We start from the raw sequence: 13,847 nt of genomic DNA, 5'->3' as shown, positions 1-13,847 counted from the left end.
CGTTCCCTAATCTGATGACGTCCAAGGGCTTACCCGAGTGTAGAGTGCCTGCGCCAGCCCTGCCAAGCGCAGCAATGTTGGCGGGTCGACAGGCGGCAGCGCGCCCTTGCGCTCGGGCACAGGGATCGCAGGCGGATCAGCGGTGTCCCGAGCCGGGGCCACCGGCACGGTCGGTTGGCAGCTGCGGTTGGCCAGCGCGATCTCGCGCTGCAGGGCCGACACCCGGTCCTGCAACACATCCTGCTCGGTATGGACCGCGGCAATCGCCTGCGGTTCGGCCCGGCAATAATCGGGGCCAAGCGGCGCCAGCCCGCAGGGATGCAGCATCAGCCACAGGATCAGCGCAAGTAGTGCGGCCAGCAGGAACCAGCCCAGCCAGATCAGCCAAAGCCAGGCCGGGTTGTCCCAGACCGTGACCACCGGTCCGGAGGCCGCCTGCGCACCGCGGGCCGGCATGCGGCCGCTCAACGCCCCGCGCACGCTCTGCCCGGCGTCGCCGCGCCACGCCCAATGCACTAGAACCGGCTGCCAGCCCGCGTCTGTCTGCAGCGCATGAATATAGGCGTCCGAGGGAACCTCGACCGCGTTGGCCAGCACCTCGGCCAGCCGCCGTGCCTCGGCCGAGCCATCGGCGCGCAGGCGCCCGGCCTCGGCCAGGATCTCCGCCGTCAGCGTCGAAAGCCGCGCGCCCAGCGCCGCGCGGTCGTGGGGCGACAGGCCGTCAACCGGCACCGCCCGGCCGGGGACCGGCGCGTGCCAGTCGATGCGGTCGCCATGCTCTGCCGCCACCGGTTCGGCCAGAAGCCGGGCATGCGCCTCGCCCAGACGGTCGCGCAGCGCGCCGCTCACCAGCTCATAGGATCGCTGCGCCGCACTGCCGAGCGGCTGCAGCCCTTCGGACGTGGTCGTGGCCAGCACCGAGCTCATGCGCGCATCATCCCGGCTCCACCGAGGCGCCGTAAGGCCGCACCACCGGGGCGCAGGCATCCGGCGTGATCACGGGATCCGCCTGCGTCCCTTCCAGGAAGGCCAGCAGGTCCGACACCGCCAGCGCAAACCCGCGATTCTGCATCGGTCCCTTGCGGACAAAGCTGTTCACACCGACGACGCGGCCGCACATATCCACCAGCGGGCCGCCTGAATTGCCGCTGCTGAGCGGCGCCGAATGCATCAGCAGATCGGTGCCCTCGCCCATGCGCTGCTCGGTGTTGACGATCCCGTCGGTCAGGGTCAGCGCCGGAACCGCGCCCGCATCGCCCGCCTGCAGCGCCGCGAACCCGCCATCGACCTCCAACACGTCGCCAGGATAGCCCGCCGCGATCACGTTGGTCAGGGTGAGTGGCGCGCCGGCCCTATGCAGCGCAAATGCGGGCAGGTCCGTCACCGGCAGTTCGAGCAGCGCGAAATCCGCCCCGGTTTCGGCCAGCGGCCCCTGCACCTTGAGCACGGTTGCCTCCACTGGTGCGCCAAGGGCGCCGCCAGCCACCAGGATAGGCCCATCTCGGGCCTCGGACACCACATGCTGGTTGGTGACGACCAGGCCCGGCCCCACCACCAGACCCGATCCGGCGAACCCGCCAGAACCGTTCCCGGCGAGGATCAGCACCGTCCGCGCGGCGATATGCTCCAGCAGGCTCTGCGGACTGTCGGGCGCGTCGGGATCGGGGACCAGCACCCGGCCCGCCTGCGTCGGCAGCACCGCGTTCGGCGCCGCCGCGGCCCGGGCTGGAAAGCCGGTGCCCTCGGGCGGCGGGGTCAGCCCGTCCGGCGTCAGCCCGCCGGGCAGGATCAGCACCCCGTCTGCCCGGCAGACCGCGCCGGCAAGATCCGCCTCGAGCGCCTCGGCCCGGTCCCGCAGGCTGGCGTTCCTGGCGATCTGGGCCTGAAGCAGGTCGGCCTCGCTCAGCTTCGGCGCGTCGGGCGGGAACAGGCGGGTGCCGGGCTGCAACAACCACAGCAGAACGCCACCGCACAACAGCAGCAACAGGATCAGCGGTACCCAGGCCACCGGGCGCAGCCGCCGGGGCTCGGCTAAAGGGGTGACGGCCGTCGCCGAGGCCGGCGTCACATGCGGCGCGGCCTGCGGGCGAACACGTGCGGGCGGCTCAAGAAAGCGGCCCAGCCCGGCTTCGAAATGCGCCGGGCGGCTGGCGACGCTGGCCCCGCGTCCGCCGGGCAGAAGGCCCCAGTTGACCACGACCGGCCGCTCGCCCAGCATCATCACGTCGTCCTGCCCATAGGTGCTGAGCAGACCCCAGGCCAGGTCGGCGGTCTCGGGATCCTCGGCCAGCGCGCGCAGCGGGCGCAGGTGGTCGCGCAGCCAGGCCTCGGCCCGGTCCCGTTCGGCCCCGCTCAGCGCCGAGAACGGGCGCGGCGCCTCGGAGCCGTCGGCATACCACGCGATGCTGGGCGGGGCGGTGTCGTTGCCGCGGCTGATCAGCGGCTCGGCGAACAGCGCGGCGGTCTCGGGTCCGGCCCGGTCGGACAGCATGGCCCGCAGCTCGTCGTGCCGTTCCAGGACCGCGCGGCCCCCGGCCTCGACGAAATCCTGCTGGTCCACGCGAATCTTGGACAGGAATTGCTCGGCCATGGGCTACCTCCTCGCCCGGCGCAGCGTGGCGGAGCTGCGGCCGTTGGTTTCGGGTTGATAGGTGTCGCAGCGGGCCAGCCCGTCATCGCCGATGCGGCAGGTGATGTCCCGCCGGAAGATCGACGAGCCGTTGTCGCAGCGCAGGTTGCCCGGCTCACGCATGCTCAGCCGGCCGTTGCCCGGCATCCGGCCCGAGATCCCGCCTTCGCAGCGGACACCGTTGGTCGAGCGCATGACCTGCGTGCCGTTGCCATCCGCGTCGAAACAGATGCGCCAGTTGCGGAAATGAGTGATCTCGCCGGTATTTATCTCGCGCACGGCGTAGTTCGATGACAATTGCCAGCACCCCTCCATCACCGAGATGTCGCCGCTGTCGAACGCATCCGGCGCCAGCCCGCTTGGCGTGGCGGGTCTAGGCGGGGGGGGCGGTGGCGGGGGTGGTGGCGGATCGGCCTTGCATTGCAGAAGCGCCAGATCGCTCTCCAACTGCGTCACCCGCGCCACCAGTCCGGCGCCTTCGCGGTCGGCGGCGGTCAGCGCGGCGCGCTCGGCCGCCCTGCCCGGAGGTTCGCAGAACGAGATCACCCGCCCGGTGAACGGCAACCGGACGCCGCAGGCCTGAAGCACAAGGGCGGCCGACGCGCCGGTCAGCGCAATCAGCGCCACCGCAAGCAAGGCTATGATCAGACGCATCCGGCCCCCGGGGATGTGCGGCCGTCCCTCCGCCTGTTGGCGTCGGATGCGGCCTGCGCATTTTGGTTCACTGCCAGAAGGTTAGGCCGCGCCCGTCTCGGGTTGCAAGTCGCATGGCCGCGAGGTGCCGCGCCCCGCATGATTTCGCCATGGACAGGACCGTCCGAAGTGTGGGCGCGTGCAACGGTCGAAGGGTCCGGCCGCTGCCCTCACGCCATGTTCCGGCCGGACGGCTTCGGTCCGTCGGAACTTCAACCCTCGGGCTCCCGGGATGCGGTTCCGCCGTCGCACCCGCCATCCTCCATCGCGAGGTCGTAGAACCGATGGCAGGCCCGACCGGACCGCTTGGCCTGATACAGCGCCTGATCCGCCGCCTGCAACAGGCGCGACGCTTGCCGGGCGGGCAATTGCGAAGACAGGACGGTCCCGGCACTGGCCGAGATCCGGCAGGTCTCTTCGCCGAAGGTAATCGGTTCTTCCAGCCGCGCGATCAGCCGGCGCGCAATCCGTTCCAGGCGCCGCCGGTCCTCGACATCGTGAAAGATCAGGACGAATTCGTCGCCGCCGGCCCGGACGATCGTGTCCTTCTCGCGCGTCTCCTCGATCATGATCCGCGCCACGTGCTGCAGGACATGATCGCCGGCTGCGTGACCCAGCGTGTCATTCACGGTCTTGAAATAGTCCAGGTCGAGCTGCATCACCGCGAACCCCGCTTCGGCGGCCAGCAGCCGGTCGAGCACATGATCCATCGCGCGCCGGTTCTTGAGGCCGGTCAGCGTGTCGGTGAAGGCCTGTTCCTCGGCCGCGATCCGGGCCCCTTGCAGCCGCAGGTTCAGCGACCGCGACGCCGCCATCGCAGCCGATTTCGCCTCGACCAGGTAGAGCAGTTCGATGGCCAGATCGGTGCCGGAGAAATCGGCGCTGGTCAGGTCGTGATCCCGCACCGCATCGAGGATCGAAATGCCGAAGGACAGATTGACGATCGCGCCGGCCCCACCGGGCAACGGCGCGACGGCGCCCTTGAACGCGGTGTGCGGCGGATCGCGAAACCGCAGGCGCAGCTTGCCCTCGGCGGCCTGCATCAAGGACGCCATCGTCGTCACCGAGCGCGGACGCTGCAGATCGAAGACCGCGAAAAGGCGCTGGCCGGCCAGGCTGCGGCCCGGCCGCAGCTTGCGCAGGGTCGGCCCCTGCCTCAGGATCGCGCCCTCGGGGTCGAGCAGCAGGTACATCGGGCACAATCGCGCCAGCAGGTCGCCAAGCTCGTCCCGGCCGATCAAGACGCACGCGCCCCCAGTTCGAACCGGCGCCCCTCGGCAAAGGCCGATTCGACAAGGGTGACGGTGATCCGTTCGCACTTTCCGGGCGCCTCCAAATGCTCGAGCATCACCAGCGCACCGTAATCGTCGGCCATCGCCCGCAGGATGCCCATCATCACGTACCCGAAGCCCGCCAGGCCAGGCGCGCAGGTCAGCGTGAACCGGGTCTGGCTGTGTTCGTGCAGCTCCAGCGCCGGAAGTACAAGGTCGGACACCGCCAGCCGCGCCCGGTCGGGCAGGTCGTCGAGGGAATGCAGGAATTCGACATAGCTGACCCCTCCGAAGCGCAGCAGGCGGCGCAACGCCTCGGTATCGGGGTGCGAGACAAGATAGGTCCCCAGGTCTTCCAGAAGCTCCTCGGGCGGGCGGCCAAGCTCGTGGCACAAGGCGCGCAGGATCCGCTCGGACACAGTATCGTCATAGACCAGCATCGCCTCGAACTCGACAAACCCGAGCTGCGCTTTCTCGGCCGCGCGGTGCCACCGGTTGCGCCCATAGCTGGAGCAAACAAAGGATTGAATCGCCTTGTTGATCAAACCGTGCATTTCGGGACCCGTATTCCAGTCGCCCAAGACTTCTCCGGCATCCGTTAACAAAACACCAACCGGGGCCGGGATCAGTCGAATTGTAGTTAGAACCCCGGCATCAGCACGGCGCCACCGACACCCAGCGCCCGCACGCCCGAGGGCACGACATCGGACTCGCCATCGAGAACCTGCGCGAGTGCCCCCGCCGGCAGGTCGGGCACCGAGCCTTCCTGCGGGTCGAAGACCGCACGCAGGTCGGGATCGCCGTCCGGTCGGTGGCGCAGATAGGTCGCCCGCACCCTCTGCCCCGAATCGAGGAACAGGACCATCGCCTGTTGCGCGGCCGGGATCCCAGGGCGGAAATTCCCCCGCACAAGCACGCAGCCTGGCCGCCCGTCGGACAATTGGCGGCGGCAACCGTCCAGCCATTGGCGGACATAGAAGGGCGGCACCTGGTCGAGATCCCGCCCTGCAAACGATGCGCCCTGCGGACGCACCGGCATCACCTCGACCAGTTCCGCCGCATCCTGTTGCACGCTGTCATCTTCGGCCGCGGACTCATAGCTGCTGCGACTGGGCGTGTTGCGGGCCTCGGCAATACGCTTGGCCAATGCGAGGTCGGCCCCGGTCGCCAGCCGGTCCAGTCCGGCACGGCCCGCGCGGCCCCAGTCATGCGCCATGTGCCAGAGCGGCAAATCCGTGCCATCGGTCCCACCCGTCTGGTGGCGGGCCAGTTGACTGGCGGCCGAGATGCGGAACGCGTCCAGCGCCGGGGTCAGCCACAGCGCGGCCAGCAGGATCGAGACCCCGGCCAGGGCCACGTTGCAGGTCCGGATCCGACCCGTCCAGCGCCGCCCCGACAAGGCGCAGGCCGCGTAGCTGAGCGCATAGGCCAGCAGAACCCCCGCCGCCAGGGCCGCCAGCAGGCGATCCGGCGTCCAGCCATGGGCGTGGACGCGCAGCGCGATCGCCCAGACCGCGAGAGCGGCCGGCACAGGCAGGATCACCGCCAGCACCCGGGTCGCGCCGCGCAACCCGCTCGTGGCGACCGCATTGGCCTCGTCCCGGTCGAGCGCCGCCGAAACCAGCGTGATCGCCGCCGCCACGGTCCCCATCAGCGTTGCCGCCGGCGACACGCCGCCGAACAGACCGGTCAGGCCACGGAAGGGAAGCGCCACGAGGAACACCAGCAGAACCGTCAGCAGCACGGGCAGCAACAGCCTGAGCAGCCGCAGCGCAAGATCGGGAGAGATACGTTTTCGCAACTCGTGCATCACGGCCAGCGCCAGGCCCAGCACCCCGCCGCTGAGCACGAAACGCAGCCGGTCGCTGCGCAGGATCCGCTCGATCGCGTCGACCCCGACCAGTTCCAGCAATCCCGCCGACAGGAGCAGCACCAGCCAGAACAGCCCGATGAACAGCCAGGCAAGGCCATAGCGGACGGTCAGGTTCCATGCCGCCTCGAACAGCGCGGCGTGGTCGGTCACGGGCTCCCTGCCCCGCAAGCGCACCAGAACGAAGGGCGTGACGAGAAACAGCATCAGCATCCAGACGGTGAGCAACTCCGGCCGCCCGGCCACCTCGTCGGCGGCGTCGAATCGCAGCCCGGCCCAGCCCAGGAGCAACGCCGCCGGCACCGCGACCGCCACGCCGCCCAGCAGAGCCACAGCAAACCGAAGCGGCCCCGACAGAGCCAGCGCCACGGCGGCGAAACTGCCCAGGCCGGCCAGTGACAGCAGCCAGAGCATCGGCGGCAGCTGCGGGTTTCCCTTTGCCTCGCCCAGCGCCCACAGCGCCAGGCCGGCCAGCGCGCCCAGCCCGCCAAGCGCCAGGCGCAGGCGGATCGGCGCGTCCTGTCCCGTTCGGGTCATGTTTTGGATCCTGTTTCTGCCCGGATCCAGTCTAATGCCGCACCGCGGCCAAGGCCAGAGCGCCCGGGATCAGAAGTCGGTCGGCGCGCCGCCCTCTTCCTTGCGGCGGACGACGAAGGCCGCCAGTTCCTCGCGGATTGCCGGGTCCATCGGCGGCGCCTCGAAGGATGCGATGATCTGCTTGAACAGGTGATGCGCGCGCTCTGCGGTCCAGATGCCGCCGACGCTCTCCCACGCCTCGTAGTTCTTCCAGTCGCTCAGGAACGGCTGGTAGAAGGCACTGGTATAGCGGTCCTGCGTGTGCTGGATGCCGAAGAAATGCCCTTGGTGCCCGACCTCGGCGATGGCGTCGAGCGCGATGGCGTCGGGCGCGGTCGAGGTCACTTCGGGCTGCATGTAACGCTGTATCTGCTGCAGGATCTCGCAATCCATGATGAATTTCTCGGGGCTGGCGATCAGCCCGCCCTCCAGCCAGCCGGCGGCGTGATAGACGATGTTGGTTCCCGACTGCACCGCCGCCCAGAGCGAGTTCGACGTCTCCCAGACCGCCTGCCCGTCCGGCACGTTGGCCGCGCAGACGCCCGAGGACCGCATCGGCAGGCCGTAGAACCGCGCCATCTGGCCGGTCATCTGGGTCGAGCGCATGTATTCCGGTGTTCCGAAAGCGGGCGCGCCGGATTTCATGTCCACGTTCGAGGTGAAAGTGCCGATCACGCAGGGGATGCCGGGGCGCACATACTGGAACAGGGCAATCGCGCTGAGCGCCTCGGCGATAGACTGTGCCACCGCGCCGGCCATCGTCACCGGCGCCATCGCTCCGGCCAGGGTGAAGGGCGTGACCACGATGGCCTGCCCGCGCCGCGCCAGCCGCAGGCAGCCGTCGATCATCGGCTGGTCGTGCTTGAGCGGCGAGGTCGAGTTGATGTTGGTATACATGCGCGGGGTCGATTCGAATTCCTCGTCGCTCAGACCACCGGCGATGCGCACCATCTCCATCACGTCCTCGACCCGCTCCTTGCCCAACGAATAGGCATGCATCGCCTTGTCGGTGAGCGTGAGCTTGTCATAGAGCACGTCAAGATGCCGGACCGAGGCATGGATGTCGACCGGCTCGACCGGATAGCCGCCGGCGAAATGGATGCAGTTGAAATATTGCGTCAGCTTGAGGAGGTTGCGGCACATATCGCGATTGCCCGACACCTTCCTGCCGATCTCCAGATCCCAGTAGTTGGGCGGCGAGGAGACATTGCCGAACAGCAGGTTCCGCCCCCCGATCTCGATCGTCCGGTCCGGGTTGCGCGGCGTGATCGTGAACTTGGCCGGGGCGCGGGCGACCATCTCCATCACGAAATCGCGGTCCATCCGCACCACGTCGCCGTCAACCTTGCAACCCGCCTCGCGGAACAGGCGCAGCGCGTCCTCGTTCAGGAAGGCGATGCCGATCTCTTCGAGGATGCGCATGGCGCCGTCATGGATCGCGGCAACCCCTTCGGCCTCCAGCGGCTCGGTCGGTCGGTCGATATTGACTGGCGGATCCCAGGGCATTTGTTCGATCACCGCGTCTCCGCGCCGGGCTGCGGCCCCGGCCCGTCCACCGGACCGTCCTGCGCCCCGCCGCCTGCGTGTCGTCGTGTCGGCCATCTGCCTTGTCCTCATCCTGAACGGGACCAGCAGGCCCGATCCCGGGGGACAATGGCCGCTCCGAACGCGACAGATCCTGTCGCTTTTGGTCCCGAAGCGGGCGTTTTCGAAGAATTTGTTCGGCGGTTCCGCTTCCGGCCGGGCGGTCAGCGGTCCAGCCAGGCCGGGATATGCCCGATATCGGGCAGAACGGCATCGGCAAACGGCGCCAGAACATCGGCCCCGGCCAGGCCGGTCAGCACACCGATCGTCACCATGCCGGCCGCGCGACCGGCCATCAGGTCATGAGTGCTGTCGCCCACCATCACCACCTGCGCCGGATCCAGCCCGACATGGGCGGCAAAGGCCAGCAACTGGCCGGTTCCCGGCTTGGCCCCGTGACCGCTGTCGAATCCCGCGACGAATTCGAACCGGTCGCGGATACCGGCCGCTTCCAGGTGGCTGAGCGCCGGGATCTCGGAATCGTTGGTCGCCACGCCCAGCTTCAGGCCGCGCCCGAGCAGCGCGTCCAGATAGGGCGCCAGCGGCAAATGCTGCGCCTGCGGGGCCAGCGCAGCCTCCTCGTTGAGCAGATCGACCAGCGCGGCATGCGACAGGTGCGGCAGGCTGGAGCGCAGGTCGCGGGCGATGTCGTCTGCGGTGGCGGCGATCAGAACACTGTCGGGATCGAACCGGTCGGTCGCCATGTCATATCCGACGGTGTGGCCGATGCGTGTGGCGCGATCCGGATCGTTCTCCGCAACGCGCAGCAGGAAGGCGCGCGCAAACGGCCCCCAGGTGGCGGCGAATTCGAACAGCGTGCCGTCCTTGTCGAACAGAATGGCCTCGACCCGCATCGCTTTCCCCTTACCGGCGCCGCTCAGGTCCAATGCATGTCCGCGGTCCCGGCAAGGGCGGCGCGGGCCTGCATCGGATGCTCATAGGGCACGTTCTGGGCATCGCAGAACGCCATGATCCAGGCGTCATCCATCATCAGGAACTCCAGGACCGAGGCCAGAAAGTCCGGCTCGCCGGCGCGCGCGCGCAGGTCCCCCTCGGAGGCGCCCGTCGCGCCCAGGAACACCGGCAGCAGCTCGTCATTGCCGACCAGCCAGGTCAGCGCGCGGAGCGCCAGGGTCTCGGCGGCATCGGCGGAAAACTGCATGTCGGGACTACGCTCCCCGGGCTCGGCAAGGGTTTGTTAACCGATTTCATAAACACTTTGTCAGGAATTGAAAGCAAGAGTCGAAGGGCCGGCGCGGTGCAGGGAACGATACTGATCCTCGACGGAGTGTCGACAAACAGGATCATGCTCAAGGTCCAGCTGTCGGCGGCCTGGTATCACGTCGTCCAGGGCGAAACGCTGGCCGGGCTGCTGCCAATGGTGCGCCGGGTTCAGCCCGACCTGATCCTGTGTGCGATGACGCTGCCGGACGGCAATGCGGCGATGGTCAAGGCCGCACTGCGCCGCGACGAGGCGCTGTCGTCGATCCCGGTCATCGCCGTCACCGCCCAGAACGATCAGGGCGCGCGCCTTCGCGCCCTGGCGGCGGGCATCGATGACGTGCTGTGCCAGCCCTATGACGACGTGATGCTGCTGGCGCGCGTGCGCAGCCTGATCCGCGCGCAATCCCAGTCCGAGGATCTGCGCCAGCAGGGTGCGTCGCAGGCCTTCGGTTTCTCCGAGGGTCCGGCGGGGTTCGACGCGCCCGTCGCAGAGGCCGATGTCGCCGTGCTGACGCAGACGCCCGGAACCGGCGCGGTCTGGCGCGCCCGTCTGAAGGGGCGCGTGCCCCACCGCCTGCACCTGCACAAGATCGACGACATGCACGAGTTGCTGAACACCACCACCCCGGATGCCATCGTCGTCGAGCTTTGCGACAGCCGCAGCGGGTTGCGGCTCCTGCCCGACCTGCGCGCCCGCAGCGCCACCCGCAACGCCGCGGTGATCGCCGTCACCAATCCGGCCAACGCGCATTTGGCGGCGGACGCGCTGGACCGAGGGGCCGACGACGTGATGTCGGCGGGATTCGAGCCCGAGGAGCTGGCGCTTCGCCTGAACACCCAGATCGCGCGCAAGCTGCGCCGCGACCGGATGCGCGACCGTGTGCGGGACGGGCTGCGCGCCGCGATGCTCGACCCGATGACCGGGCTGCACAACCGCCGATATGCCCTGCCCCGGCTGCACGGCATTGCGGACGAGGCGGCCCGGACCGGGCAGAGCTTTGCCGTCATGCTCGTCGATCTGGACCATTTCAAGCATATCAACGACAGCTATGGCCACGCCGCCGGCGACGCGGTTCTCGTCGAGGCCGCCCATCGCCTGCGGACCGGTCTGCGGCCCGGCGACCTGATCGCGCGCGTGGGCGGTGAGGAATTCATGGTGGTCCTGCCCGGCGCCAGCCGTGGCCAGGCCCTGCGCATTGCCGACCGGCTGTGCCAGCGCATCAACGGTACGCCCTTTCTGGTTCCCGGCCACGCCGCGCCCGTGCAGGTGACGACAAGCATCGGCGTGGTGGTCAGCCCGGCGGAAGACGCCGCCGCGCGTCGGCCCGAACCCCTTCGCGATGTGCCGCGGCTGATCGAACAGGCCGACCGGGCGCTCTACGAGGCCAAGGGCGCGGGACGAAACCAGGTCTCGATGATCGCCGCCGCGGCGTGAGCCGGTGGCCCGCGCTTCAGTCGTGGCGGCGGGTCCAGCGGCGGTTGGCCAGGTCCGACAACCGGTCGGCATAGGCGGCCCGCTCAGCGTCGCTCATCGCGCGCACCCGGTCCAGCCAGAGCGCCTGAGCGGCCTCGGCGCGTGCTGTGCGCTCGCGGGCATGACGCCGCACCCGGTCGGCCAGGGCCTCGGCATCGAAAGGATCGGTGCGCAGCATTTCGGCCAGGGCCTGCATCTCTTCCCGACGTGCCGCGCGCCCGGCCGCCTGGTCGCGGCGCAGATGCGCGCGCAGGGCGGCGCGATCGGCATCGGGCAAGGCGCGGAACAACGCGACACCGGAATTGCGCGGGGGATGCCGCGCGCCATCGCCTGTCCCGTGGCGAAGCACCGCGCCGGCCACCATGCCGATCACGACCAGGTTCATCGCAAGCGACAGCCCCAGCAGAAGCCGCATCCGCGGCCGCATCTTCGGTTTCTCCTCGCTCATCAGCCGTCCTCCGACAGGAATTCGCTCAGGCTCGCGCCGCCCATCACGTCCAGGTCTGCCTCGTCCTGGTAGACCAGGGTGACAGGATCCGGCAGGAAGTCGGGCGGCGCCAGCCCGATCCACACCCCGGCCGCGCAGGCCGTGGCCAGACCGCCCAGCCCCGGCCAGCCGCCCAGAGCGCCGCGCAGCTGCGCCCAGAAGCCGGGCCCCCGCGTCGGCAATCGCCGCTCGGATCCGGCCGTTTGCGCGGCCTGCACCGTCGCCGCATCCGCCAAGATGCGCGCCGCCAGACCATCCGGCAGGTCATCCCGACGCGCCCGCGCCGCGGCCAGCATCGCATCCAGGTCTCGCTCGGTCTCAGTCATCCTCATACCCCAGTTCTGCGCGCCGCCCGGCCAAAGCCGCGGCCAGCGCCCGTTTGCCCCGCGCGGTCAGGCTCTCGACCGCCTCGACGCTGATATCCATGATCCCCGCGATCTCGGGGTTCGGCAGTTCCTCGATATGGCGCAGAACCACCGCCTGACGTTGCCGCTCGGGCAGGTCCATCAGCGCGGCCTGCAGCGCATCGATGCGCGCCGCCTCCTGCAGCCGCTCGGCCGCGCCGGGTGCCGCGTCGGCGGGCTCGGGCACCGCGTCCAGGTCGACCGCCGCCTTGCGCCGCTTGCGATCCAGACACAGGTTCAGCGTCACCCGGTAGAGCCAGGTCGAGACCCTGGCCCGGCCTTGCTGCCAGCGCGGCGCGATCCGCCACAGGCGCAACATCGCCTCCTGCGCCACATCCTCGGCCTCGGCCCGGTTGCCCAACACCCGCAGCGCCACCGAATGACAGCGCGGCCCCAGCCGGCCGGTCAACTCGCGCGCGGCCTCCGCATCGCCATTGGCAAACAGCACCAGCAACGCCGCATCGTCGGGGTCCGGGCCGGACGCACCGCCCCGAACCGTCTCGCCGGAGGAGGTCAGATCCTCCACCGCAGGTCAGTCGGCGCGCTGCCGGCCGTGATCGCGCCTGCCGCCATGCCGCCTCATCCGGTCCCGCGCCTCGGCATATTCGGCCTTGGAAATCGCGCCGTCCCCGTCGGTGTCCACCCGGTCGAAGAACCGTCCGGCGCGCCTGGGTTGCGGCAATTCGGATTGATCCAGCATGCCGTCCTTGTTGGCGTCGAACCGCTCCAGCATTTGCCCCGCCCGTTCGCTGGCGCGGCTCTGGGCATGCGCCTCGATCTCGGCGGCGCTCAGCTTGCCGTCGCCATCGGTGTCGGCCGCACGGAACCGCTCGGTGCGCTGCGCCTGCAACTCCGCCTGGCTGATCTGCCCGTCGGAATCGGCGTCGAGCTGCTCGAAACTCATCCGCTGACCGCCCCCCGGGCCGTGCGCCAGCGCCTCGGTCGCGGTCAGCGCGGCGGCGGCCAGAACGATTCCCGTCATGAATCCTGCATATCTCATCCTGCTTCGATCCTTGTCTTGCGCGGCGGCCCTTTGCCGCCACCATACCGTCTTGAACGCGGCCACGCCCGGCTTCCGTCGCATTGGGTTCCGATTTTCCGCGCCGGCCATTGGCGGATTGAACAGGCAGGCACTATGCTTACCTTAGCGACATCACGACGCAAGCGGACCCCGGCCCCTTTTCCCCGGCGCCCCGGCGGGCCAGAAAGGGCGGTGCCCAAGCATGGAACTCGACATGACCGACCAGACCTTCGACACCACCGGAGAACATCGCGCCAGGCCGACCTGGCCGGCGGTGGCCAACGGGTTCCGCCGCAAATGCCCCAATTGCGGCAAGGGTGCGCTTCTGCACAGCTATCTCAAGGTCAACGACCGCTGTGCCGAATGCGGCGAGGACCTGTCGCATCAGCGCGCCGATGACGGCCCGGCCTATCTGACCATCCTGATCGTCGGACACCTGATGGCCCCGGCGCTGCACGTGGCCTTTGTCCAGTGGCGGCCCGAGCCGCTGACCCTGTTCGCGATCTTCGCAACCGGCTGCCTGGCGCTGTCGCTGTTCCTGCTGCCGCGCCTCAAGGGCGTGGTCGTGGCCTATCAATGGGCCCGCAGGATGCACGGCTTCGGCGGCATCTGAG

At 69.4% G+C, this 13,847-nt stretch carries 15 protein-coding genes; 2 read left to right on the top strand and 13 right to left on the bottom strand.

Features of this window, described 5'->3' with window-relative positions; all coding sequences use genetic code 11:
- Positions 1-6: 6 nt before the first annotated feature.
- The 9 genes from BMX57_RS04690 to BMX57_RS04650 all read right to left on the bottom strand — a co-directional run bounded on the left by BMX57_RS04690 (position 7) and on the right by BMX57_RS04650 (position 9,785).
- Positions 7-927, bottom strand: a complete 921-nt coding sequence (locus BMX57_RS04690; protein ID WP_092362970.1) for a hypothetical protein — start codon at positions 925-927, stop codon at positions 7-9.
- 7 nt (positions 928-934) lie between these two features.
- Positions 935-2,590 carry a S1 family peptidase gene (locus BMX57_RS04685; RefSeq protein ID WP_092362969.1) on the bottom strand — a complete coding sequence of 552 codons (1,656 nt, stop codon included), beginning with the start codon at positions 2,588-2,590 and terminating at the stop codon, positions 935-937.
- A gap of 3 nt (positions 2,591-2,593) precedes the next feature.
- Positions 2,594-3,283 (bottom strand): hypothetical protein, encoded by a 690-nt coding sequence (locus BMX57_RS04680; RefSeq protein ID WP_092362967.1) that lies wholly within the window; start codon positions 3,281-3,283, stop codon positions 2,594-2,596.
- Between the two features lie 251 nt (positions 3,284-3,534).
- The gene (locus BMX57_RS04675; RefSeq protein ID WP_092362966.1) at positions 3,535-4,563 is read right to left on the bottom strand and encodes a GGDEF domain-containing protein; all 1,029 of its coding nucleotides are present in this window, start codon (positions 4,561-4,563) and stop codon (positions 3,535-3,537) included.
- Positions 4,560-5,147: a heme NO-binding domain-containing protein gene (locus BMX57_RS04670; RefSeq protein ID WP_092362965.1), complete on the bottom strand. Its 588-nt coding sequence runs from the start codon at positions 5,145-5,147 to the stop codon at positions 4,560-4,562. The genes BMX57_RS04675 and BMX57_RS04670 overlap by 4 nt, the downstream gene beginning before the upstream one ends.
- Before the next feature lie 86 nt (positions 5,148-5,233).
- Positions 5,234-7,000 carry a DUF4153 domain-containing protein gene (locus BMX57_RS04665; RefSeq protein WP_092362964.1) on the bottom strand — a complete coding sequence of 589 codons (1,767 nt, stop codon included), beginning with the start codon at positions 6,998-7,000 and terminating at the stop codon, positions 5,234-5,236.
- 69 nt (positions 7,001-7,069) lie between these two features.
- Positions 7,070-8,641 carry a trimethylamine methyltransferase family protein gene (locus tag BMX57_RS04660; RefSeq protein ID WP_092362963.1) on the bottom strand — a complete coding sequence of 524 codons (1,572 nt, stop codon included), beginning with the start codon at positions 8,639-8,641 and terminating at the stop codon, positions 7,070-7,072.
- Between the two features lie 146 nt (positions 8,642-8,787).
- Positions 8,788-9,477 (bottom strand): HAD family hydrolase, encoded by a 690-nt coding sequence (locus BMX57_RS04655; protein ID WP_092362962.1) that lies wholly within the window; start codon positions 9,475-9,477, stop codon positions 8,788-8,790.
- A gap of 23 nt (positions 9,478-9,500) precedes the next feature.
- The gene (locus BMX57_RS04650) at positions 9,501-9,785 is read right to left on the bottom strand and encodes a DUF3572 domain-containing protein (RefSeq protein WP_092362961.1); all 285 of its coding nucleotides are present in this window, start codon (positions 9,783-9,785) and stop codon (positions 9,501-9,503) included.
- A 96-nt stretch (positions 9,786-9,881) separates the two neighbouring features.
- Here BMX57_RS04650 and BMX57_RS04645 point away from each other — a divergent pair, with 96 nt between their 5' ends.
- The gene (locus tag BMX57_RS04645) at positions 9,882-11,282 is read left to right on the top strand and encodes a diguanylate cyclase (protein WP_092362960.1); all 1,401 of its coding nucleotides are present in this window, start codon (positions 9,882-9,884) and stop codon (positions 11,280-11,282) included.
- 16 nt (positions 11,283-11,298) lie between these two features.
- On the opposite strand, the gene BMX57_RS04640 is transcribed toward BMX57_RS04645, so the two are convergent.
- From BMX57_RS04640 to BMX57_RS04625, 4 genes are read right to left on the bottom strand one after another with little or no spacing between them, the layout of a single operon-like run.
- On the bottom strand, positions 11,299-11,769 hold the full coding sequence (locus BMX57_RS04640; RefSeq protein WP_092362959.1) for a periplasmic heavy metal sensor: 471 nt from the start codon (positions 11,767-11,769) through the stop codon (positions 11,299-11,301).
- Entirely contained in the window at positions 11,769-12,134 is a 366-nt protein-coding gene (locus BMX57_RS04635; RefSeq protein WP_092362958.1) for a hypothetical protein, read from the bottom strand. Before BMX57_RS04635 ends, BMX57_RS04640 begins: the two co-directional genes overlap by 1 nt.
- Positions 12,127-12,738 (bottom strand): RNA polymerase sigma factor, encoded by a 612-nt coding sequence (locus BMX57_RS04630; protein WP_092362957.1) that lies wholly within the window; start codon positions 12,736-12,738, stop codon positions 12,127-12,129. Before BMX57_RS04630 ends, BMX57_RS04635 begins: the two co-directional genes overlap by 8 nt.
- Before the next feature lie 6 nt (positions 12,739-12,744).
- Positions 12,745-13,212: an EF-hand domain-containing protein gene (locus tag BMX57_RS04625; protein WP_092362956.1), complete on the bottom strand. Its 468-nt coding sequence runs from the start codon at positions 13,210-13,212 to the stop codon at positions 12,745-12,747.
- A gap of 235 nt (positions 13,213-13,447) precedes the next feature.
- Between BMX57_RS04625 and BMX57_RS04620 the strand changes: the two genes are divergently transcribed.
- A complete protein-coding gene (locus BMX57_RS04620) occupies positions 13,448-13,846 on the top strand; it encodes a DUF983 domain-containing protein (RefSeq protein ID WP_092363113.1) in 399 nt (132 codons plus the stop codon).
- Position 13,847 lies beyond the last annotated feature (1 nt).

Source organism: Cribrihabitans marinus (genome assembly GCF_900109035.1).
Taxonomy (GTDB): domain Bacteria; phylum Pseudomonadota; class Alphaproteobacteria; order Rhodobacterales; family Rhodobacteraceae; genus Cribrihabitans; species Cribrihabitans marinus.
The sequence above is the reverse complement of the archived record's forward strand: the minus strand, read 5'-3'. Positions and strand labels throughout refer to the sequence as shown.